Source organism: Nocardia veterana NBRC 100344, assembly GCF_000308855.1.
GTDB lineage: Bacteria > Actinomycetota > Actinomycetes > Mycobacteriales > Mycobacteriaceae > Nocardia > Nocardia veterana.
Genome location: NZ_BAGM01000072.1, coordinates 1 through 21,050, shown reverse-complemented (window position 1 = coordinate 21,050; position 21,050 = coordinate 1). Strand labels below are relative to the sequence as shown.

Here is a 21,050-nt window from a genome sequence, read left to right as displayed (position 1 = left end):
TGCGAATTCCAGCGCGGTACTCGTCCACTTCATGGCCGCCGTAAGGTTTCCGAGGTCTTGTTGAAGCCAGCCCATGAACTCCGCGTATCGCGCCGATACATACAGCAGTCGGTCGTGGGCGCGGCCGCGGCTGCCGGCCACCAGCTGATCGATGAAGCCCATCTGCTGTTCGACCAGTGGCACCAATGGATGCGGGCCAGTGAGCATATCGGTGGTTGCATACTGCTCGAGCGACGACAACAGAGACCCCGCCAACGTGCCCTCGACCGGATCGTTCACCGCTGGCACCGCCTTGCCGCCGGGAATTCGAACGAGCTCGCCGCTCGAAATTTCCGCTCGCGGTGGTGCCTCGTCGATGTCCGCGTCGAACCACAGTAATGCTGCCGGGATACGGAGCTGTCGGGCGTAGTGGACGAGCGTATCGAGGTCTCGAACTCGGTTGCGCCCGTTTTCGATCCGGCTGAGCTGCCCTTGCGTGATGCCCAAGCATCGCGCCAGCTCTGCCTGTGACAGCGCTCTGCGGCCATGAGCCGGGTGGTGGCGATAGGCACGCACAACCGCACCCATATCCCGCGTGGAGAGCGCTCGGTGCAGTTCTCCGCTGCGCCACGCGTTGGCCGGAAGGGCCGGCGCGCGATCGTAGGAGCGGCTGCACGGTCCGCATCGCATTTCACGATTGTCGCGGGCCAGCTGCGCACCGCAGCTGGAGCAAGACCGCACTGCCCGGTACGACATGTCCGTTGTCCTCGTCGTGGTTGCCGTCGGTTGCGTAGCAATCAAATCAGCTTCGGTTGATGGGTGCGAGCCCATTCGACATATGCGCCGCGCGCATCGGAAATATGCGCGCGACCAGTGGGGATGCGTCCGCGCACCGGCTTATGGTCCAACGGCGCAGGCAGTCGGGTCGACGAGGCGCCTCTTCAACCGAGCACGCTCGTCAAGCTGCATCAACGCCAACCTTCCGGGTCGGGCCTCGATAGCGGCGCCTGTGGGGATCGCTGACTGCCGCGCACGTCAACTAGTCCAATTCGGAGAGGTCATGGAGCCGCTGTTCCGACGGGTCGAATACGAAGATCACGAATGCGCCGGGACATCGCCGGTCGCCTCTTCTCTTTCAACCAACTCGGCAATGACCGCAAGTCGGTCACGCTCCGAAGCGGCCCATCCGGATCGCACGAGGAGGCATGGTGCCAACCATTGATATGGCGTTGTGTGAGTGCACATTTCGCGACTGCACGAAAGATCCGCGCACGTTCGGCAGTATCGCCGAAGCTGGCGCCGTGATGAGGCTGCATGCCGCGCACGGCCCAGGATGCCTCCCGTACTTAGCTGCACACGCCTATGTATCTGCCGGTACGGAGGACTGACCCACCGGTCAAGGAGGTGGAGAGCCATCGAAATGCACGTGATTGTGAAGTTTCCAACCATGGCGCCCATGCATTTTCGCGCAGAAGCCGTTGCCGCACTCGCCTTCCGAGAGGAAATCACACGTTGGCACGACGGGGTTTCGATCCGGCTGGACTTAGCGGTGCTGCCGAACATGCGGCCCCTCCCCTGCCACCGGCTGTTCGAGATTCCCTGATGTCTGTGACGAGCCATGACAACCCTGAATTGCCCTGCCGCGCAAGACAACCGGTACCGAGCCCACCGATGCCGATCGAGTACGAGCGCGACACCGAGCTCATATGTCGAGTCCTCCACGGACTCCTGCACATCCACCCGGATAGGCCGCTGTTGGGGACCGAAACCGTTTGCCCGAAAAGTCCATTGGAAGAGGAGTGAATCGATGCATACCGTGATAACCGGCGGTGCCGGGTTGATCGGCAGCCATCTCGCCACGAGATTGCTGGATGACGGACACCAAGTGACCGTTATCGACAACCTGAGCACCGGACGACACCAGAATCTCGATGCAGTGCTGGATAATCCTGCATTCACCCTGCGGACTGCCGACGTCACGACCCGGGCGGCCTTCTCAGGCCTGTCGGAGGTGACCGGCATCGTTCATTTGGCCTGCCCAGCCGCCCCAGCGCAGTATCAAAGGAGACCGATCGAGACTTTGCGGGCAGGATCGGTAGGCACGATGAATGCCCTCGATGCCGCCGCGGCTCATGGTGCCCGCGTGGTCGTCGCGTCATCCAGCGATGTGTACGGCGATACACACGTCCATCCGCAGATCGAGACGTGTCATGGTGCAGTGGACCCGTTGGGCCCTCGGTCGGCATACGAAGTATCGAAGGTATTCACTGAGGCTGCGGCAATCACCTACCACCGTCGCGAAGCCGCGTCGGTCGGGGTAATCCGCCCATTCAATGTGTACGGACCGCACATGTGGCACGACGACAGTCGTGCGGTTCCGGCCTTTTGTGCAGCGGCACTGTCCGGCCAGACGCTGACTGTGCATGGTGGTGAGCAGACTCGCAGTCTGCTGTACGTCAGCGATGCCGTCGACGCGATGGTGGCGATGCTCGACTCGACCGAGTTCGGGCCCGTCAATACCGGCGCGACGGAAGAAGTCAGCATCAAGGAGCTGGCAATGATGATCATCGCAGCCGCCGGCAGCGGCCAGCTCGAGATCTGCGCGGCGCGCGAACAAGACGCTCCTGCCCGATGCCCGGACCCTCGACGGGCTCGCGAGCTGCTGGGCTGGTCACCGCGCGTCTCGCTGGCAGAGGGCTTGGCCCGGACGATCGAATGGATGCGCCGGCACCGCAACGGGCACGAGGTGCGGAGATGAGCGAGGTCCGATTCATCTTGCCCGGCAATTGGCAAACCCTCACCGGGCGCGACATGTCCGACATCCGATGCACTGACGTGGAAACGCTTGGCGAGGCCTTGCGCTGGCTCGCCACCGAGTACCCCGCCGTCGCCGCGCGGGTGCTGACCAGCGAGGGAACCATCCCGCGTTACGCAACCGTGGCGCTCGACAATGAGCGGGTTACGACCGCTGACGGCCTCGACACTCCGCTGACGCGACCGCAACACGAAGTGTGCGTGCTGTCGGCGTTCATGGGTGGGTGACTGCGATGACCAAAACCGACGGGATGATCTGGGTTCCCCCGGGGCTCGTCGAAATCGGCTCGCCTGAGGCACATTTGGCATCGCTGGACAGAATCCAGCACTATCCGCGAACGTGGTTCGAGGATGAATCGCCCCAACACGTAATCGCGATGAGCGGATTCTGGATCGACCGCTACCCGGTGACGAACGCAGCCTTCGCCGAGTTCGCCGATGAGACCGGATGGATCACCGATGCCGAACGCAGCGGCGCGGGCCTGGTCTACGGGCCCGACTATTGGCACGCGATGGGCGGTATCTCCTGGCGTCGGCCGGCACCGCAGCTGGATGCAGTCGCCGACCGGCCGAACCACCCGGTCGTACACGTCTCCCACTCCGATGCCCTTGCCTACGCCCGCTGGGCGGGCAAGCGGTTACCTACCGAGGCCGAATGGGAGTACGCCGCGCACGGTGCGGTGTGGCAGGCCTGGCCCTGGGGCTCGGCATGGTCACGGTCAGCCGCGAACACCGCCGAATACTGGGCAGGTCACGCAATGCACGAACTCGCCGATTGGAAGCGTTGGTATGCCCGTCACTGGCGATACACCGGCCCCGCACCTGCCACGACCCCGGTCGGAAAGTTCCCCGATTCGGCCTCGCCATTCGGCGTGCAGGACATGGCCGGAAATGTCACCGAGTGGACCGCCAGCCGCTACGGTTTCTACCGGCCAGGCACTTATGACGCAGGGTGCCGGGCCGCAGCTCGACTCGGCTTTCGCGTTGCCCGAGGCGGGTCTTGGAAGATGATGCGATGGCAGACGCGCACCAGCGAACGTATCTGCGGCGCACCGGAATACGCAGCCTTCGACCTCGGATTCCGATGTGCAGCCACTTTGCCCGCCCCGGCGGACAGTCCCACTCGATCCACAACTCCCAAGGAGCATTCGCATGGCCACAACGGCTGAAGGGTCCAACATCATCATCCACAACTCACAGGATCAAATCCTGTTGTTCCTTCGCGACGAGAAGCCGGAGATCCCCTGCCCCGGTATGTGGGCACTCCTCGGCGGCTATCGCGAGCCGGGCGAATCACCGCAACAGTGCGTCATACGCGAAATCAAGGAAGAAATCGGAGTCGTGCTGGACCCCGAAACAGTCACCCATCACTGCACCCGCGAACGCCACTGGGGGCTGCTGGAACACACCTTCAAAACCAGGCTCGACCTCGACATCAACACCATCACGTTGACCGAGGGGCAGAGATTGGGCTGGTTCAGCGAGGCGGATATCGCCTCCACAACACTCGGTTTCGAAGAGAACGAGATGCTCGCCGAATACTTCGAGCAGAACCGACGACAATAGATGCACCTCCAGTGAAGCTTGCCAGCAGGGCTTCCAGCAAGAGGGCCCCAGTCCTGCCGATCAGACTTTCCGAACCTGATCGGCGGGGCAGCCAACGTACGAACCGCTGCCCTACCGATATTGCCCGTGCCAGGCAGGAACGCACCCGCGGCCGCGGGTACCGGAGATCGATGCCCTGCACGAGGTCGGACTTTCCAGCTACCGTCATGCTGGCGACTCGCCCGTCGAGACGGCCGCTGTCTGCATCGCGGAAACGCTCGACCAAGCGCGCGAACGTCGACATCGGGGATCGACGCCCTCATGAAGCGGCATCGCCCCGGCTCGCAGACCAGATGGCACGCATGCCATTTCATCTCCACGGCCCACGCAGCAGAGTCCCGCGGCCGCCCCGCGTCGGTGTCTGTGCTGCCACCACAACAGCAGCAGCAGCATATCGACCTATTCACGCGCGCGGTGTGTCAGCAATCATTCAGCGTTCACGCGCTGAATAATCCGTGTATGACGTCGATCGGGCTGTCCCGCAGAGCGATGCTCGCTTTTGCAGCGAGCGTACCGTTGAGCGTTGTGGCATCCCGACGCGCAGTGGCCGCCGCCCCGCCGATCCGATACACGATGACGGCGTTCACCAACGACAGCCAGACCGATATGTGGGTCTACGAATCCACCGACGCCACGAATTTCCGGCTCGTCCAGGCCGACGCCTACCGTCCACCGAATGCCGAGCCCGCCGACACCCCGGCAGCGGCGGTCACGACTGAGAAGGGTTTGTGCCGCGACCCCAGCGTCTTTCGTCACCTCGACGGCGAGTACTACGTGGCATACACGACCGCATGGGACGGCAACACCATCGGCTTCGCTCGCAGCCACGACCGGATCCACTGGGAGTTCCTGTACGAGTACACGATTCCGTTCGACGGTGTCACCCACACCTGGGCGCCGGAATGGTTCGTCGACGGCGACAGCACGGTCAGCGTCCTGGTGAACATCCACGACGGCACGATCTTCCGGCCCTGCGTCATGACCGCGACCACCTCATCGCTGAGCCGGCCGCATTGGACCACGCCCACACCGCTGGTAGGTGTCATTCCCGCACCGGGCGACCTCGGCTACATCGACACCACGGTCACGTTGTCGCAGGGACGCTACTACGCGTTCGTCAAGAACGAATCGACCAAGAACGTCGAGGTCGCGGTGGCCGACCGCCTGGTCGGCCCGTACACGTTCGCACGAACCGGGAACTGGGCGGGCTGGGGCGGACCGGGCCCGGGACAGCCGCGCGAGGGACAGTGCGTGATCCCGCTCCCGGACGGCCGGTGGCGGATCTACCTCGACGCCTACGACCTCGACGAACCCACGCACGGTCACTATCTCTACAGCGACACCGTCACCGGCGACCTGCTCGGCGAGTGGACCACACCGAAGGACCTGCCCGTCCTGTCCGGTTTCGTCCGCCACTTCACCGTGTTCCCCGAACAGCTGGACACCGTCCCGGAACCGGACCCGAAGCCCGCCACGCGGTGAGGACGATCGGGCCGCGACCAGCCCGCCCCGACCACGCAATCACCGAAACGCGCGGACCGCCGGCGCGAGCGAACGGGTCCACCGGAACCGACGCGATCAACCCCGCAATCGGCAGCGCGCTACGCATACGGTGGGCCCGCACCCAACGATGAGGACCGACGTCCCGCCTGGGTAAGGCCCACTCGTCCGCTCCGTCCTGCCGCGCCCGGACGGGAAGCAGCGGAGGCGACACTAACATCACGTCACCACAGCAGCGCCAATAGCCACAGGACCCAGCTGGGTACGAACCCGTAATTCAACGACATTTCCGCATACCAGACGGCTATACAAGCCGAAGCCGACCGGGGGACGACGAAAGGTCGAAACCCGGAAAGGCCCTGACCCGGCAGTATAAGAATTGTGGACCTGGCTGGGCGTTACGCGAAACGTGACTACCTGGTGAAACTCGAAAACCCCACCGCCGGAATCCAATCCGACAACCCCGAACCAAGGCGACGGCAGCGAAAATCAGCCACACCGGCACAGCCGAAGCCGGCCCGGAACATCCAACGCCGACTCTCCCGCCACACCATGACAGCCGAAACCCCAGTGGGCGAAGGCCATTCGACCGCAGCACCCCAACGGCGACAGTGGGTTCGATCCGCCCGATCCGCCTCACATGCTCACCCATACCGAACGCGTTCAAGCGATCGGCACCTTCGAACTCCGCATTCAACTCGCCGACGACGACGCAACCATCTACGGCCCCGCACCCAGCATCACCAACGCAGGAGACTCGACGGATACCGCCTGGCTGGAAGACGAACTCACCGAGCTCGAGGCTGAACTCACGCCGCGCCGATCTCACACCTGAACAATCCACCGCTGAGGAGACGTGGCCGGACAGCACACTGCGCGGCCGAGCCCCTTCCCAGACGTGAATTGTCTGGCAGTATCCGTGGGACCGGTCGACCGATCGTGCACCGAGCCGAGGGGTGGGAATGCGACGACTGTGTTGGTGGTTGGTGACGATTGCCGTCATGTCGGCGGCGGGATGTGGCGCCGAGCATCGGGGCAGCATGAAATTCGGCGACATGGCCACCATCGGTTCCGATATCGGCGAAGAGGGAGTCACGGTGCTGGGCATCGATCCCGGCAGCCCGGCCGACTTCGACCAAGTACCCGATCCGGCGAGATTCGCCGACCGCACATCGTATTACCTGCGTTACCGGCTCACTCACACGTCGAGTCACGGCTTCTCGTTCACCCCGTTCGTCCTCAGCAACGGATCGACCGGATTCTCCGAGCTGTCCGCTCTGGCGGGCACCTCACTGTGGGGTCTGCACGGAGCGGACGGTTGTACCGCCGTGAACAACGAACAACTCGACCTCCTACCACCCGGGAAGAGCATCGACGGCTGTCTGATCTTCGTCTCCCAGGTCGGGGAACACACCCCGCCCACACAGGTCCAATGGAGACAAGACGGGAACCCTCCGCGGGGAACGTGGCGATGAGAATCGCGGCGCGCGACCGACCTTCGCGCGGGGCTTGCTCTCCGCCTCCGAGTAAGGAGAACGAGCTCAGATCACGGTATCGGGGGTCAACGAGCGAACGATCCGGCGTAGCAGCCCGGTCAAAAATGCGCCCGCGGCAAACAGCAGCGCCGTGAATAAAAACAACGTCACAGCGAGAAGTCCCGCCATCCCGTCCGGATGCGAGGCGAAGCTCACGATACCGACCAGCAATACGATCCACGACCCCACCCAGCACATCCACCAGCCCCACAAGCGCCCACCGACAGTCGCATCGCTGTCGACCGCAAGTTCGACAAGATCCCGCATCGCCACAGCGGGGAGCCACAGGTTGCCGATCGGGATGAACCAGCTCATCGTCGACAACGCGGGCGACAGTCTGGGGCGCCGCCCGCTGCGGCCGGACGCGAACGCTCTGGCTCGGGAACACCACAGCACCAACAGAACTCCGGCGACGGCTATCGACAAGGCGGTGACCAGTAGACCGCCACCGAGCAGAACCGGTCCGATCCGGCCGCCCAGGGTCTGCGCGGAATGACCGAAGGTCGGCAACGCCGCGACGATCATCAACGGCCCGACCGTTGCCGCCACCCAGATCGACACAGTAGGAGGGCGGCGCAGGTCGGAGACGGTGATCGCAGTCGACATCGGTTGTGCCACCGCTTGATCCTGCCCGGGGGTTCGCGGCACCAGCAACGGCCGCCTTCCCACAATCAGGAAGCGGTCACGGTGACCGAGCCACCATCGCGGTCACAGGCGTGATTTCCGCCCACCACGGATCGACCCGAAACCGACGCGACAGCACTGGGCGCACCAGCCCAACTCGCCGCACCGCGCGCCGCCGGGTAAACCTCTTCTTGTCACAGTGTTGTGCGGCGGCGCACCCGGCAACACCGGAGTCCGTCCTGCGGCGAACCCGCCGTCACTGTCACTCGCTGGCCGGGTGCAGATCCAGGTCAGCACCACCGCTGCCTCCCCGATGAGCCGATGCCGTTCGCGGTGATGGAGGAGATCGATCCGAATTCGGGACTCGAGGTATTGCGATAAGGACAATCCCCCGGTCGCGCACTATCGGGAAAGCGCCGCTTTTGGTCTCGATGGAATCCGAACAAGTAGCGTCATGCTTTCGCGAGCGCCGAGAGCCGGGCGAGGATGACGTCGATACCCCTCACCGGCGCTTCGGATATCTTGTGGCGCAGTCGGTTTCGCCGTGATGAGCTGAAGAACCCGCCGACTGCCCGACCAGCGATTCCGGCTGCTCCGGTGCGGCGAGGTGGCCACCTCGCGGCAGTTCCCCGAACCGGCGCAGGTCGGTGAACCCCAGCTCGGCCCCCCCGTGTACACGCCGCGGGTCTTCGCCGCGGCGATCCCTCCACGTTGACGTCGAGAATGAGCGCGCGTTCGAACTCAGCGAGGCCCCCATCACGCTCAATAGCAGGTTCGCCACAGGTGAGTCCCCGTCGGTGAAAGTCAGGTTCTCTTCGACGAATTCGACCCGCACGCCTTTGCCGGTGAGGATGCGCACGAGCCGCCGCCGATCGTCCAGGTTGCGGGCTAGACGGTCCATCGAGTGCACGATGACGGTGTCGCCGGCACGAACGAAGGCGATCATCTCGTCGCGTGTGGGACGGGTGGGGTCCTTGCCGGAGGCATTGTTGTGGTCTACCCCGGAAAGACAGCTCACATGCATGCAGAACGCTCGTCCTGGCCGGCCGGTCAGCGCGGTATGCGGCACGACAGTGCGTTTGTCGATACAGTCGCGCGGTGGGGAATGAGTGTCTCATCTGTGAAAAGCATGGCGGCACAGGCCGCTTGGTCGGCCCGGTGATCTACACCGATGATTTGGTTGTCGTGACGCACCGCCCACTCTCCGAGGGCGTGCCGATGCCCGGCTACCTGTTCGTCGAAACCGTCCGTCACGCGCCGACCTTGGCCGATCTGAGCGATGCCGAGGGTGCTGCCGTCGGGTGGGCAGTTCGCCGCGCGGCGTACGCGCTTCGCACTGAACTGTCCCCTGATCACGTATTCTCAGCGATCACGGGGCGTAGTGTCGCGCACTTCCATCAGCATGTGTTTGTCCGCCCCGAAGGCACTCCCGACACTGTGAGTTGGTTCGCCTCCTGGAGCGACGGGCCGCATGTCGATGAACCCATGTTGGCCACGCTATGCGAGCGGCTCGCCGTACATTTCACGAAGGACGAGGTACCGCTCCAGTCTCGGGACGCTCACTCGACTTGGCAGTAGCGGACATTCGCGAGAACCGAGCAAGGATCAGAACCTGTGGTTGACCGGGAAGCGGTACCTTCCCGGATGATCTTCGAATCCAGGATCTGATCAGTCCGGCGCGCCAACACTGGGCGCATCGGTACCCGGCGACGGAGCGCACGGAGCCGGACGAGGGCCCGGCCGCCGAAGTCTGCTGCGCCTATTCGACACGGCCGCAAGGGGATCCGGGCGCTACCCGAACCTGCTGCAACGGATCGGCGCGTTGCTGGTCACCGCCCGCGAAGACCATGCTCGGCACGCGCCGGTTGCGGACCGCATCGAACGGGTGATCCGGCACGGGCAGGGCAACGACGATCCCTACAAATATCCGCTGCAGGCCAAACGGATGTGGTCGGCGAGATGGTTTAGCTCAGCTAAACCTGGAGTTACAAATCGAGCGTTGTTCGAGGCGCCGTCGGATGTGAGCGTGTATGTGTCGGCGGCCCGCCGACATCGCGGGCATCGCGAGTTTGCTTGCCCACTGGCCACCTTCCGGCGGTCGATGCCGACCTGCCGTACATCCAACCTTTGAAGTAGCACCGGTATGCCCTCGAGGAGATCACCTGCCATGTCCGATTCCGCCGAGTCCAAGTGCGCGGTTGCCGAGACCTGCACCCGCATGGCCGTCCACGCGGATCGCCGCGAATGGGAGCTGCTGCGCGGCCTGTTCGCCGACAAGGTGGTGCTGGACTACACCAGCCTCAACGGCGGCGAGCCGGCCCAGCTCACCCCGCAGGAGATTGTCGATGCCTGGGCAGCGGCGCTCGGCGGATACGACGCCACCCAACACCTGGTCGGCAACCAGCTCGTCCAGCTCGACGGCGATCGCGCAGTATGTACGGCCTCTTTCCAGGCCACGCACCGCCTGTCCGTCGCGCACGGCTCGGGGCTGTGGACGCTGGGCGGCGATTACCGCTGGGAACTGGCCCGCACCGGCACCCGATGGCTGATCATCTCCGTGACCATGACGGCGACCTGGGGCCACGGAAACCAGGACCTGCCCGCGCGAGCTGCGCAGGCGGCTCTGAACGGCCCGACCGATGTCAGCTACCGCCCGGACGTGTCCGCATGACGTCCGTTCGCCCCGTCCCCAGCCCGCCCGACGCGCTGCGCACGACCAAGGCCGGTTCGCCTGTGGTGCTCGCAGCCGCGCTGCTGGGCTTCTTCCTGATCTCGCTGGACGCGCTGATCGTCACCGTCGCACTGCCCGACATCGGCCGCAGCCTCGGCGGCGGCATGTCCGGACTGCAGTGGGTCGTCGACGGATACACCCTGATGTTCGCCGCCCTGATGCTCTCCGCGGGCGCGCTGTCCGACCGGATCGGGGCCCGGCGGGCCTTCGGCGGCGGTCTTGTGCTCTTCGCGCTGGCCTCGGCGGCCTGCGGCCTCGCACCCGGGCTCAGCGTGCTGCTCGCCGCCCGGCTCGTACAGGGGGCCGCAGCGGCAGTGATGATGCCGGCGTCGCTCGCCCTGGTCCGGCAGGGCTTCCCTGAGCAGACCGAGCGGGCGCGGGCCATCGCCGTCTGGACGGTGGGTGGCGCGGTCGCGGTGGCGGCCGGCCCGGTACTCGGCGGGGCGCTCACCGCTTCCGTGGGCTGGCGATGGATCTTCTTCGTCAACCTGCCCGCCGGCCTGCTGGCGCTCGCCCTGCTCACCCGCGTGCCCACTTCCCCGCGGCTGCCTTCCCGTCTCGACGCGATCGGGCAGGTGACGGCGGTCGTGGCGATGGGCGGGCTGACGTACGGTGTGATCGAGGGCGGCGCCGAGGGCTTCGATCGACCGACCGTAATGGCGTCGCTGCTGGTGGCCGTGGCTGCGGCGGCCGCCTTTCTCGCTGCCCAGACCAAGGGCACCCATCCGATGCTGCCGCTGCCGCTGTTTCGCTCGCGGGTGGTGGCGGTGTCCTTGATGGTCGGCTTCATGCTCAACGCCGCCTACTACGGCGGGGTATTCGTCTTCAGTCTCTATCTGCAGCAGGAACGCGGCCAGTCGGCGCTGCATGCGGGCCTGATGTTCATCCCGATGACGGCGCTCGTCGCGGTGGTCAACCTGGCCTCGGCGAAGCTGGCCGGCCGGTTCGGCCCGAGGGTGCCCATGGTTGCGGGACAACTGGTGGGTACGGCCGGGCTGGTGGCTCTGACCGTGATCGACGCGCATACCCATGTGTGGGCGGTGGCGCTGCTGATGGTTCCGGTCGGGCTCGGCGGCGCGCTGGCGGTGCCGGCGCTGACCGCGATGCTGCTCGACGCCGTGCCCGCGGACCGGGCAGGCACCGCGGGCGCGGTACTCAACACCGCACGCCAGATCGGCGGGGCCATCGCCGTGGCGGTCTACGGCGCGCTGCTGGCGGGGGCGACCACGTTCCTGGCCGGTATGCGATGGAGTGTGCTGCTCGCAGCGGCCGGGCTCGTGGCGACGGCAGGCGCGACTCTGTTGCTGCCAGGGCCCGCACGGCAGGCCGCGGAGGAGTGAGAGCCGCTGGGGCGGTCTCAGCGCGGCCCGGACCGACCGGCCGACCGCGCCGCACAGTCGAGGACAGTTTGGACGAGGGCCTCGAGCCCGACTGTTTGGTCCGCGTCCCGCCACATCAGCGCGTACTCGATGAGTGGCGCGTCGTCGAACGGAACGTAGGCGATATCGGGCCGGGCGTGATAAAGCCCCGCTCTGGCGGCAGCCACGGTGGCTCCCTTCCCCGCCCCGACCAGCGAAAGTATCTCCTGCCAGCCGGCACCAACCGGGCCGTGCTCGATGTGGCGACCCTCGGGTGTGCGCCTCGGAAAATGCACGTCACGCCACGACGAGGACATCCCGACCCCCATAACCAGGGGCAGCAGGGCGAGGTCCTCCAACGACACCGTTTCCCGCATAGCCAGCGGATGGACGGCGGGTACCGCCAGGGCCCGGCGCTCGCGGAACAGGACCGGCCCCACCGAGATGCCAGGCTCCGCGCCAGGCAACTCGGCGACCAGCAGGTCGACCTTCTTCTCTCGCAGCGCCATGATGGCGGCGTTGTACGTCACTTCCTGGAGTTCGACAACGCAACGGGAGTGGCGGGAGGAGAAGGCATCCGCGGCCCGCAGGACGAGCTCACCGGTCCAGGGGGCAGTGAAACCGAAGCGCAGGACACCACGAATATCCTGATAGGCCGCCGTCGCATGGGCGACGGCCAGTTGGATCTGCTGATACGCCGGGAGCAGTTCGTCGCGAAGCTGCCGCCCGACCGGAGTGAGAGCTACACGGCGACTGCTGCGTTCGAACAGAGCCCCGCCGATGCGCCGCTCCAGAGCCTTGATCGTCTGACTGACCCGGCCCGGCGATACGTGCAGACGCTCCGCGGTCCGCCCGAAATGCAGCTCCTCGGCCAACACCAGAAACGCCTCGATCTCGTACCGCTCCACCATGCTCCACCCAACCATCGCCGCGATGCACGCCTCTCGCAGCCCCTCGATCATCCTTCTAGGCCGTGACCTCGTTGCACATTAGGCCGCGCAGCCGGGACTGGGCCACATTCGCCCGCGCCGCTACCGCGCCGAACCGCTGCTGAGGGCCCCTTCCCGGGTGGGGACAGAAGCCGAATAATTTCCTCGAACCGGGTTGTTGGACACCTGGTTCGGTCTCCGGATCACGCGAACCGTGGCTGACACCGGCTTGGAGCGTGGCCTACCTCACAAACGCTGGATTTCGGCGGAAATGCCACGATCCCGGCCACCAACCTGGGCAGCGTTGCCGAATTCGTCTGTCCGGCAAGCAATCCCATGCTGGTATACCGCTGCGGGAACGGATCCTGGGCGCCGCCGACACGTTCCATCCGAAGGAAGTGGTCGGCCCTGGTGAACATGGTGACGCCCGCCCGCTCAGGGGTCACCGCCGTTCGGGCCGGCGTCGGCCCCCAGCGCCGTCGGGCTCACCCGACAGGAAGTCGCCATGCCTCACACCGAAGCCCATTGTGGTTCAACCTCTTTCAGGCCTCGAGACGTTTCGGCAACCGCAGCGCGGCCAGAATGACCTCGCGTCGGGATACGGAGCGGCGCTCCCGCATGGCTTCGGCCGGCCACTCCCCCGCGAGCTTGCCTACCGGTCTCTCCGATGCGGCGATCGGCCGCCGCTTCCCGGCGATCGTCCTAAGGAACTGTTAGGAACCATCGAGAGCCATTTCGCCACTGTGTGACTGGCGACACACTGATCTCCGACGACGTGATGAGGCGTCGGAGAAGGAGATGTTGTGACTACGACACAACCCATGAGTGAGCGCCGGGTCGTCGCGAATGTTCTGCGCGGATCCATCGGCAATCTCGTCGAGTGGTACGACTGGTATGTCTACGCCGCGTTCAGCGTGTACTTCGCGAAGACGTTCTTCCCCAAGGACGATCCGACCGCGCAGCTGTTGTCCACCGCCGCCGTGTTCGCGGTGGGTTTCCTGATGCGCCCGATCGGCGGCTGGGCGCTGGGCCGGTACGCCGACCGGTTCGGCAGGCGTTCGGCGTTGACCTTGTCGGTGACCGTGATGGCGGTCGGTTCGCTGATGATCGCGGCGACGCCGGGCTACCAGACCATCGGTTTGGCGGCTCCGGCCCTGCTGCTGGTCGCCCGGCTGTTGCAGGGGCTGTCGGTCGGCGGTGAATACGCCACCAGCGCGACGTATCTGTCCGAGGTCGCCTCGGAGGGCAGGCGCGGGTTCTACTCGAGCTTCCAATACGTGACGCTGGTGGCTGGCCAGCTCGTCGCGCTCGGAGTGCAGATCGTGCTGCAACAGTTCCTCGACGCTCACCAGATGAACGCCTGGGGCTGGCGGATTCCGTTCGTGCTCGGCGCCGCCGGTGCGCTGATCGTGATGTGGCTGCGGCGCGGCATGGACGAGTCCGAGCAGTTCCGCGCCGAATCCGGGCAGAAGGCCGCCGCGGCGGCCGGTGCGGTGCGGCAGTCGCGCGGCTCGTTGCGGATCCTGTTGCAATACCCCCGCGAATGCTTAGTGGTCGTCGGGTTGACGCTGGGCGGAACAGTCGCGTTCTACACGTACACCACCTACATGCAGAAGTTCATGATCAACACCTCCGGCATCTCCAAGTCGACCGTGGCGTGGATCAACTTCATCGCGCTGCTGGTCTTCGTGGTGTTGCAACCGCTGGCGGGCGCGCTGTCGGACAGGGTGGGCCGACGCAAGCTGCTGCTCTTCTTCGGTGTGGCGGGCACGCTGCTGACCGTGCCGATCATGACGGTGCTCGCGCACACCACGAATCCGGTCGCGGCGTGGGGCCTGATGATGGCGGCGCTGGTGATCATCACCGGATACACCTCGATCAACGCGATCGTGAAGGCCGAGCTGTTTCCCACGAAGATCCGCGCGCTCGGCGTCGGGCTGCCCTACGCCCTGACCGTCGCCATCTTCGGCGGCACCGCGGAGACGATCGCGCTGGCGCTGAAGAAGGGTGGCCACGAGCCGCTGTACTTCTGGTACGTCGCGGGGTGCATTGCCGTCTCGCTGATCACCTACTACTTCATGCGGGAGACCTCGGCCTCGTCGGCGATCGACGCGGCCGAACCCGCCGCCGGCGCCGAGACCGGGTCCGGCGCCGCGGCGGTCGAGGCGGGACGGCCGATGGTCACCGTGCGTGATTGACCGACCGGCAGATGCGCCGGTCCGCCCCCTGTGGGAGGATCGGCGCGTGCGGCTGGCGGTGGTCGAGGACGACGACGGCGTGGGAGACGCGCTGGTCGAGGCGCTCAACGCCCGCGGCTACCGCGCCGAACGCAAGCGCCGCGGCGCGGATCTGCTGATCGCGCATCGCGACTACGACGCGGTGATCCTCGACCTCGGACTGCCGGACGGCGACGGTCTGCAGGTGCTGCGGCGACTGCGCGAGGTGAGCTCGGTTCCGGTGCTGATCCTGACCGCGCGCAGTGACGAACGCTCGATCGTGCGGGGCCTGCGCGGCGGCGCCGACGACTATCTGGTGAAGCCGCCGCGGATCGCGGAACTCGTCGCGCGGTTGGAGAACGTCACCAGGCGGGCGGCCGCGGCGGCGGGACAGGCGCAGTCGGTGGTCGTCACCGGTGACGTGCGGGTCGACCTGAGCGCACGCGTGGTGGAGGTGGCCGGGGAGCCGGTGTCGCTGACCCAGAAGGAATTCGAGCTGGTCGAGGCGCTGGTGGAGCGCCCGGGGGCAGCGGTGAGCAGGCAGCAGTTGATGGATCGTATCTGGGGCGACGCCTTCGTCGGGATCTCGCGTTCGCTGGACGTGCACATGACCGGCTTGCGGGCGAAACTCGACCGGCCCGGCCTGATCACCACCATCCGCGGGTACGGATACCGGTGGGGGCAGTGAGCTCGGTCCGGCGGGCCGGAGGTGGGCGATGCGGCGTCGTTTGCTCGTGGCGCTGACGCTGTTCGCGGCCATCGCGGTGCTGGCGTTCGCGGTGCCGCTGTCGCTGACCGTCGCCACCAGCCGCACCCAGGAGCTGGTACTCGCGCGCTCGGGAGACGCCGACCGCTTCGCCACTCTCGCCGACGACGCGATCACCGCCGGGGACAACCGCGCGCTGGCCGACGAGGTGGCGCGCTATCACGAGTTGTACGGCGAGAGCGTGCTCGTGGTCGACGCCAGGGGTGCGACGACAGTGAACGCGGGCGCGCAATTGCATGATCCCGGCATCGACGCGGCGGTAGCCGCCGCACGCCGCAATCAGCGTCCGCACGCGGTGGACAAGCTGACGCCGTGGGGCGCGCCGACCATGCTGGTGGCGCGGCCGGTCGGCACCGGCGTGCAGGTGAACGGAGCCGTGGTGATCGAGGCGTCGACGGCCCGCGCGCGCGGTGACATCGCCCGAGCCTGGTCGGTGATCGCGCTCGGCGGCCTGGTCGCGATGGCGGTGTTCGTGCTGCTCGCGGTGACCATCGGTCGTTGGGTGCTGCGGCCGCTGGCGGCGTTGTCGCACGGTGTCGCGGAGTTGACCGCGACATTGCCCAAGCCGCGCGCCGACACCGTCGCGCCGGTGTCGATCGCGGGCCGCTACGGGGGGCCGCCCGAGATGCGGGCCCTGGCGGAGTCGTTCGACGCGATGGCACTGGCCGTGGCCGATTCGGCGGACGCGCAGCGCCAGCTGGTCGCCGACACCGCACACGCGATGCGTAACCCACTGGCCGCCTTGACCATCCGCCTGGACTCCCTGGAGCCCGCGATCCCGGCGAGTGCCGCGAACATCTTCCGCGGTGCGAGCACCGAGGTCGAACGGCTCACCGCGCTGCTCGACGGCCTGCTCAGCCTGGCTGTCGCGGAGACTCCGGCGGCGTTCGATCTCGCCCGCACCGCCGAGGGCGACGACCAGTGCGACGCCGTGCAGGTGGTTGCCGACCGATTCGACGCTTGGTGCTCGGCGTTCGAGGCGGCCGGGCAGGAGTTGCGCGTGACGCCCGTGGCCGGGCCCGCCGATGTCGCGGTTCCGGCCGACGTGCTCGCGCAGATACTCGACGTACCGCTGAGCAACGCGACGCGTTATGCGGGCGCGGGCGCGCACGTCGATCTGGCCGTCGCGACCGAGCCGGGCTGGGTCACGATCACCGTCCGCGATGACGGCAGCGGAGTTCCGGCCGACGAGCTCGACAAGCTGACCACCCGCTTCTTCCGAGGTTCCGGGGCAGGGGCCGGCGGCTCCGGGCTGGGCCTGCCGATCGCCACGGCCTTGGCGCAGGCGCGCGGCGGCGTGCTCACTGTGGCCTCGGTGCGTCCGCATGGTCTAGCGGTATCGGTGCGCCTGCCCGCGGGGCAGGCCCGGTGACCGGCCGGGCGGCGCTCGTGCGGCGCGGCATCGGTCGGCGTGGTTTCCTCGCGCTGGCCGTCGCGGCGGTTGTCGCTGGTTGTGGGCCGAGGGGCCGTGGGGTCACCGTCCGGCTGGCTTCCGGCGAGGTGGGCGGCTTCTATCACGCGTTCGCGGGGTTGCTCGGCTCGGCCGCCGCCGAGTCCGGAGCGGTGCGGATCGAGCGGGTGACCACTGCGGGTTCGAAGGACAATTTGGCCTTGCTGGCGCGCGGCGAGGTCGAAGCCGCGCTGGCACTGGCCGATTCGGTGCGCGACAGCGCCGATCGAGTGTTCGCGCTGGGCCGGGTCTACGAGAACTACCTGCAGTTGGTCGTGCGCGCCGACAGCCCGATCGGTTCGGTCGCGGATCTGCGCGGCACGCGGGTGAGCCTGGGCGCGGAGGGATCGGGCGCGGCCTTGACCGGCGAACGGATACTGCGCGTCGCGGGGCTCGACCCGAACGGCGACGTGGCGATCACCCATCGTCCCTTGGCCCAGGCGGTGGATGCCCTGACCTCCGGTGAGACGGACGCCCTGTTGTGGGCGGGCGGCGTGCCGACGGCGCGGCTGGCGGTGCCGAGCCGGATGCGGCTGGTGGACATGGGCGAGCTGGCCGCGCCGATGCGCGACCGGTTCGGGCCGGTGTACGACCGGGTCGCGATCCCCGCGGACGCCTATCCGGGCGGCGTCTCGGTGCACACCATCGGGGTGGCGAATCTGCTGCTGGCCGCGAGCAGCATGCCCGAGGAGGTGGCCGCGGCCATCGTCGAACTGTTGCTGTGGCATGCCGACGCGCTGGTACCCGCCGAAGCGGCGGGCACCCAGTTCCTCGACGGCCGATCGCTGATCAGCACCGGACCGATTCCGCTGCACCCGGGCGCGGCGGCGGTCTATCGCCGCTGGCACGGATAGCTCCGTCGGACCGGACGAGCCCTTCCCGACTTGTCCGCATTGATGAACGCGCCCGCTCTTGTCGGCCCTGGCCTTGTCGAGCGGTTGCGCGGCGAACGTCGATTCGCCCGGGTTGTCTCCTCGGGCTACCCGCTCGCCGTGCGCCGGTGATCGGGTTGTTCCTGATTGCGGCCTGCACCGAACTCGGCAATCGACCGCTTCCCGCTCCTGCGCGCTGTGCATCTCGCACAGGTCCCGATGACCAGGGCGGCGACAGGTTCAGTCGTCCATACCGGCCAAGCCGTCCGGCGTCGATTCGTCGCGTTCGATGTCTTCGTCCTGGGGATGTTCGTCCGCGTGTGTGGCGCCGGCGTGTTCGCCCGCGAAGTCCGGTTCCTGAGATTCGATTTCAGCCGAGACTGGATCTCGCTTTTCCGATGGGTCCATGCCCGACGGGTACCCGGTCACCGCCAAGTATCGCGGGCTCGCTGGTGATGTCCGGCCGCCTCCGGGGCCAAGGCAACCTCCGGTATGCCCGATAGGAACCGAACGCGCAGCTCTCGGCATCCCCGAGGCGGCGCAATAGGCTCCGAAGCCCTCTGCACGACTGCCCTCGGCGAATGCCGGTGCCGTCACCGCTCGACCGGCTTGAATCGTGAGTTGTGCCGTCCGGCGGCCGGATTCGTCGCGGACCGATGAATATCGGCCGCGACACCGATCTCTACCTATCGACATCACCCGACCCGGAAGGACCTCCACGATGGCAAAGGTCATCTCTACTCTGTTCATCTCGGCCGACGGCGTGGCAGAGATCGACCCCGCATGGCACTTCCCGTACTTCGACGAGAACATGGGCCGGGCCGTGAGCGAGGACTACGACACCGCCGACGTGCTGCTGATCGGCCGTGAGACCTACGACAGCTTCGCCGGAGCATGGCCGGATCGTGAGGCGGCGGGTGGGGAGGACGCTCCGCTCGCCGAGCGACTCGGGGACCTGCGCAAGATCGTCGTCTCACGCCGTCCGCTGGAGTTCTCCTGGCGCAACTCCGAGCTGATCCACGGCGATCTCCTCGATGCCGTCACCGCACTCAAGGCCGACCCCGGTATCACCGGCATCCTGATTCCCGGGTCGATCTCCGTGGTGCAGCAGCTGCTCGCCGCGGGGCTGGTCGACGAGCTGCGGCTTCTGATCCACCCGGTCGCCGCGCGAAAGGGCCGCAAGCTGTTCGACGACGGCGACGCACCGTGCCACCTGAAGACGATAGCGACGCAGACGTTTCCGACCGGCGTGATCCGCGTGATCTACGCGCCGACCGAGGCACCCGCCGAGGTCGGCTACGACGACGTCAAGAACCGAGTACCCGGCCGGAAATAGCCGTCACTGGACAACGCTGATCCTTCGGTCACCGGTCGAGTACTTTCGGCGTCAAAGCCGACGCGCCGATCGAGATCCGCGAACGGGATTGGTGCGCAGAGGAATTCCTCGCGGATGCTACGGCGGGCGATCGGCCGCCGGTGCCTGGACCCACACGGCTCCGGTCGGCCGCATTCACCGGGCCGGCGCCGAAACCGCCACCACCTGGAACGGCTACATGCACGGCGCGGTCCGCAGCGGCTACCGGGCCGCCGCAGAGATCCTGAGCACGGACACGTGATGCCTCGACCATGGCACCGACAGCGACGAGATCGTTTCGACGCGGCCGGGCAGGTGGGTCGGCGAACTCGTTGCGCCGGGCGCCGACGTGGTTCAGGGGATGATGACGGTCCGTTCACCAGGTGCGTCGACGTGAATCCATGCCTTCTCGACCTCGGCGAGTGGGACCGGGCGCGGGTGCACGAGCAATCCACCGGTAGCGATCGCGCCGGCGACCTCGCACAGCGACCGGTGCAGGTCCTCGCCGGTGATGGCACCGAAGCCGCTGCCGAGGATGCGGAATGCGTTGGAGCGCAAGGCGTGGCCGGACAAGGTGATCTCCGGGCCGCCCATGCCGCCGATCTGCACCCAGTCCAGCAGCCGGGTGTGCTGGGTGCGGGCGCCGAGAACGGCCCGCATGGCGAGCTGGGTCGGCGGACCCCACAGATAGTCCAGGACCACGTCGACCTCGGCCGCTGCCGCGGCGAGCGCCGCCGCCGTCCGATGCTCGTCGGCAGCGAGTTCGACCACATCGTCGGCGTGGGATCGCAATTCGTCCAGGCGGGCACGATTGCGTCCTGCCGCCACGATCCTGTCCGCTCCGAGGTGGCGCGCCACCTGCACCGCCATCGATCCGGCATTTCCGGTGGCCCCGAGTACCAGCACCGACTTTCCCGGCTCGAACGGCACCCGCGTGCGCAGCGCGACCCACGACGACATGGCCGGGTTCATCGTGGCGGCGACAACCGCGGGATCGGCACCGGCAGGCACGGGGATTGCCGCGGCCGGGTCGATGAGCAGACGCTGCGCAAGGCTGCCCGCACCCATCGGCATCACATAGGCCAGGCTTCCGTCGGCCCGGCGTACCACCGCGTCGGCACCGGCCAGGGCCGGCAATGTGGTGGGACTGGTGTAGTGCTTGCCCGCCGCGATCCCCTTCGTGGCCGGGTGCACGCCGACGGCGAGTACATCCACGACCTCGCGGCCGGGTTCGGGCTGCGGCTCCGGAATCGACCGGTAGCGCGGCGGTTCGTCGAACGATTCCACGAGCGCGGCGTCAATTGTCGCCATGGGATC

General features: G+C 66.9%; 22 protein-coding genes and 1 pseudogene. 17 read left to right on the top strand and 6 right to left on the bottom strand.

Features of this window, described 5'->3' with window-relative positions:
• On the bottom strand, nucleotides 1-567 hold a 567-nt coding region (locus tag ON37_RS12320), incomplete at its 3' end, for a helix-turn-helix domain-containing protein (RefSeq protein ID WP_040719215.1).
• A gap of 1,219 nt (nucleotides 568-1,786) precedes the next feature.
• Between ON37_RS12320 and ON37_RS31740 the strand changes: the two genes are divergently transcribed.
• From ON37_RS31740 to ON37_RS12280, 7 genes are all read left to right on the top strand, one after another.
• Complete coding sequence (locus tag ON37_RS31740; RefSeq protein ID WP_040719213.1) at nucleotides 1,787-2,737, top strand: NAD-dependent epimerase/dehydratase family protein; 951 nt, start codon at nucleotides 1,787-1,789, stop codon at nucleotides 2,735-2,737.
• Nucleotides 2,734-3,021, top strand: coding sequence for a ubiquitin family protein (locus ON37_RS12305; RefSeq protein WP_040719212.1), 288 nt, complete (start codon nucleotides 2,734-2,736; stop codon nucleotides 3,019-3,021). The genes ON37_RS31740 and ON37_RS12305 overlap by 4 nt, the downstream gene beginning before the upstream one ends.
• A gap of 5 nt (nucleotides 3,022-3,026) precedes the next feature.
• Entirely contained in the window at nucleotides 3,027-3,962 is a 936-nt protein-coding gene (locus tag ON37_RS12300; RefSeq protein ID WP_210742674.1) for a formylglycine-generating enzyme family protein, read from the top strand.
• The gene (locus tag ON37_RS12295; protein ID WP_040719211.1) at nucleotides 3,946-4,359 is read left to right on the top strand and encodes an NUDIX hydrolase; all 414 of its coding nucleotides are present in this window, start codon (nucleotides 3,946-3,948) and stop codon (nucleotides 4,357-4,359) included. Before ON37_RS12300 ends, ON37_RS12295 begins: the two co-directional genes overlap by 17 nt.
• A 564-nt stretch (nucleotides 4,360-4,923) precedes the next feature.
• On the top strand, nucleotides 4,924-5,880 hold the full coding sequence (locus ON37_RS12290; RefSeq protein ID WP_245553171.1) for a glycoside hydrolase family protein: 957 nt from the start codon (nucleotides 4,924-4,926) through the stop codon (nucleotides 5,878-5,880).
• Nucleotides 5,881-6,538: 658 nt separating this feature from the next.
• A complete protein-coding gene (locus tag ON37_RS12285) occupies nucleotides 6,539-6,733 on the top strand; it encodes a hypothetical protein (RefSeq protein WP_040719210.1) in 195 nt (64 codons plus the stop codon).
• A gap of 151 nt (nucleotides 6,734-6,884) precedes the next feature.
• Entirely contained in the window at nucleotides 6,885-7,373 is a 489-nt protein-coding gene (locus ON37_RS12280; RefSeq protein ID WP_157171440.1) for a hypothetical protein, read from the top strand.
• A 66-nt stretch (nucleotides 7,374-7,439) separates the two neighbouring features.
• On the opposite strand, the gene ON37_RS12275 is transcribed toward ON37_RS12280, so the two are convergent.
• Both ON37_RS12275 and ON37_RS34125 read right to left on the bottom strand, forming a co-directional pair.
• Complete coding sequence (locus tag ON37_RS12275) at nucleotides 7,440-8,051, bottom strand: DUF4328 domain-containing protein (protein ID WP_157171439.1); 612 nt, start codon at nucleotides 8,049-8,051, stop codon at nucleotides 7,440-7,442.
• A 672-nt stretch (nucleotides 8,052-8,723) separates the two neighbouring features.
• Nucleotides 8,724-9,081, bottom strand: a pseudogene (locus tag ON37_RS34125) (recombinase family protein); the annotation flags it as partial.
• A gap of 74 nt (nucleotides 9,082-9,155) precedes the next feature.
• Between ON37_RS34125 and ON37_RS12265 the strand changes: the two are divergent.
• The 4 genes from ON37_RS12265 to ON37_RS12255 all read left to right on the top strand — a co-directional run bounded on the left by ON37_RS12265 (nucleotide 9,156) and on the right by ON37_RS12255 (nucleotide 12,128).
• Nucleotides 9,156-9,635 (top strand): HIT family protein, encoded by a 480-nt coding sequence (locus ON37_RS12265; protein ID WP_210742677.1) that lies wholly within the window; start codon nucleotides 9,156-9,158, stop codon nucleotides 9,633-9,635.
• Between the two features lie 244 nt (nucleotides 9,636-9,879).
• Nucleotides 9,880-10,188 (top strand): hypothetical protein, encoded by a 309-nt coding sequence (locus ON37_RS32920; RefSeq protein ID WP_157171438.1) that lies wholly within the window; start codon nucleotides 9,880-9,882, stop codon nucleotides 10,186-10,188.
• A gap of 36 nt (nucleotides 10,189-10,224) precedes the next feature.
• Entirely contained in the window at nucleotides 10,225-10,728 is a 504-nt protein-coding gene (locus tag ON37_RS12260) for a nuclear transport factor 2 family protein (RefSeq protein ID WP_051031509.1), read from the top strand.
• Nucleotides 10,725-12,128: an MFS transporter gene (locus ON37_RS12255; RefSeq protein WP_051031508.1), complete on the top strand. Its 1,404-nt coding sequence runs from the start codon at nucleotides 10,725-10,727 to the stop codon at nucleotides 12,126-12,128. Before ON37_RS12260 ends, ON37_RS12255 begins: the two co-directional genes overlap by 4 nt.
• 17 nt (nucleotides 12,129-12,145) lie before the next feature.
• Here ON37_RS12255 and ON37_RS12250 read toward each other — a convergent pair whose 3' ends face one another.
• On the bottom strand, nucleotides 12,146-13,108 hold the full coding sequence (locus ON37_RS12250) for a LysR family transcriptional regulator (RefSeq protein WP_210742679.1): 963 nt from the start codon (nucleotides 13,106-13,108) through the stop codon (nucleotides 12,146-12,148).
• 788 nt (nucleotides 13,109-13,896) lie between these two features.
• On the opposite strand from ON37_RS12250, the gene ON37_RS12245 reads away from it, so the two are divergent.
• The 4 genes from ON37_RS12245 to ON37_RS12230 are packed head-to-tail and all read left to right on the top strand — an operon-like array spanning nucleotide 13,897 to nucleotide 18,361.
• On the top strand, nucleotides 13,897-15,273 hold the full coding sequence (locus ON37_RS12245; protein ID WP_083892934.1) for an MFS transporter: 1,377 nt from the start codon (nucleotides 13,897-13,899) through the stop codon (nucleotides 15,271-15,273).
• A 46-nt stretch (nucleotides 15,274-15,319) separates the two neighbouring features.
• Nucleotides 15,320-15,979 carry a response regulator transcription factor gene (locus tag ON37_RS12240; RefSeq protein ID WP_040719207.1) on the top strand — a complete coding sequence of 220 codons (660 nt, stop codon included), beginning with the start codon at nucleotides 15,320-15,322 and terminating at the stop codon, nucleotides 15,977-15,979.
• Nucleotides 15,980-16,007: 28 nt separating this feature from the next.
• On the top strand, nucleotides 16,008-17,429 hold the full coding sequence (locus tag ON37_RS12235) for a sensor histidine kinase (RefSeq protein ID WP_040719206.1): 1,422 nt from the start codon (nucleotides 16,008-16,010) through the stop codon (nucleotides 17,427-17,429).
• Nucleotides 17,426-18,361 carry a TAXI family TRAP transporter solute-binding subunit gene (locus ON37_RS12230; protein WP_040719205.1) on the top strand — a complete coding sequence of 312 codons (936 nt, stop codon included), beginning with the start codon at nucleotides 17,426-17,428 and terminating at the stop codon, nucleotides 18,359-18,361. The genes ON37_RS12235 and ON37_RS12230 overlap by 4 nt, the downstream gene beginning before the upstream one ends.
• 258 nt (nucleotides 18,362-18,619) lie before the next feature.
• On the opposite strand, the gene ON37_RS32915 is transcribed toward ON37_RS12230, so the two are convergent.
• Nucleotides 18,620-18,787: a hypothetical protein gene (locus ON37_RS32915; protein WP_157171437.1), complete on the bottom strand. Its 168-nt coding sequence runs from the start codon at nucleotides 18,785-18,787 to the stop codon at nucleotides 18,620-18,622.
• 313 nt (nucleotides 18,788-19,100) lie between these two features.
• Here ON37_RS32915 and ON37_RS12225 point away from each other — a divergent pair, with 313 nt between their 5' ends.
• Complete coding sequence (locus tag ON37_RS12225) at nucleotides 19,101-19,715, top strand: dihydrofolate reductase family protein (RefSeq protein WP_040719204.1); 615 nt, start codon at nucleotides 19,101-19,103, stop codon at nucleotides 19,713-19,715.
• Between the two features lie 91 nt (nucleotides 19,716-19,806).
• Nucleotides 19,807-19,995, top strand: a complete 189-nt coding sequence (locus ON37_RS12220) for an FAD-dependent oxidoreductase (protein WP_444543874.1) — start codon at nucleotides 19,807-19,809, stop codon at nucleotides 19,993-19,995.
• Nucleotides 19,996-20,087: 92 nt separating this feature from the next.
• On the opposite strand, the gene ON37_RS12215 is transcribed toward ON37_RS12220, so the two are convergent.
• Nucleotides 20,088-21,050 (bottom strand): quinone oxidoreductase family protein (locus ON37_RS12215; protein WP_217999931.1); only part of this gene is annotated, 963 nt, incomplete at its 5' end.

Excerpts from the sequence above, each read along its gene's own strand:
- ON37_RS31740 (WP_040719213.1), top strand. The coding sequence starts at position 1,787 with ATGCATACCGTGATAACCGGCGGTGCCGGGTTGATCGGCAGCCATCTC.
- ON37_RS12305 (WP_040719212.1), top strand. The coding sequence starts at position 2,734 with ATGAGCGAGGTCCGATTCATCTTGCCCGGCAATTGGCAAACCCTCACC.
- ON37_RS12300 (WP_210742674.1), top strand. The coding sequence starts at position 3,027 with ATGACCAAAACCGACGGGATGATCTGGGTTCCCCCGGGGCTCGTCGAA.
- ON37_RS12295 (WP_040719211.1), top strand. The coding sequence starts at position 3,946 with ATGGCCACAACGGCTGAAGGGTCCAACATCATCATCCACAACTCACAG.
- ON37_RS12285 (WP_040719210.1), top strand. The coding sequence starts at position 6,539 with ATGCTCACCCATACCGAACGCGTTCAAGCGATCGGCACCTTCGAACTC.
- ON37_RS12260 (WP_051031509.1), top strand. The coding sequence starts at position 10,225 with ATGTCCGATTCCGCCGAGTCCAAGTGCGCGGTTGCCGAGACCTGCACC.
- ON37_RS12255 (WP_051031508.1), top strand. The coding sequence starts at position 10,725 with ATGACGTCCGTTCGCCCCGTCCCCAGCCCGCCCGACGCGCTGCGCACG.
- ON37_RS12250 (WP_210742679.1), bottom strand. The coding sequence starts at position 13,108 with ATGATCGAGGGGCTGCGAGAGGCGTGCATCGCGGCGATGGTTGGGTGG.
- ON37_RS12245 (WP_083892934.1), top strand. The coding sequence starts at position 13,897 with ATGAGTGAGCGCCGGGTCGTCGCGAATGTTCTGCGCGGATCCATCGGC.
- ON37_RS12235 (WP_040719206.1), top strand. The coding sequence starts at position 16,008 with ATGCGGCGTCGTTTGCTCGTGGCGCTGACGCTGTTCGCGGCCATCGCG.
- ON37_RS32915 (WP_157171437.1), bottom strand. The coding sequence starts at position 18,787 with ATGGACCCATCGGAAAAGCGAGATCCAGTCTCGGCTGAAATCGAATCT.
- ON37_RS12225 (WP_040719204.1), top strand. The coding sequence starts at position 19,101 with ATGGCAAAGGTCATCTCTACTCTGTTCATCTCGGCCGACGGCGTGGCA.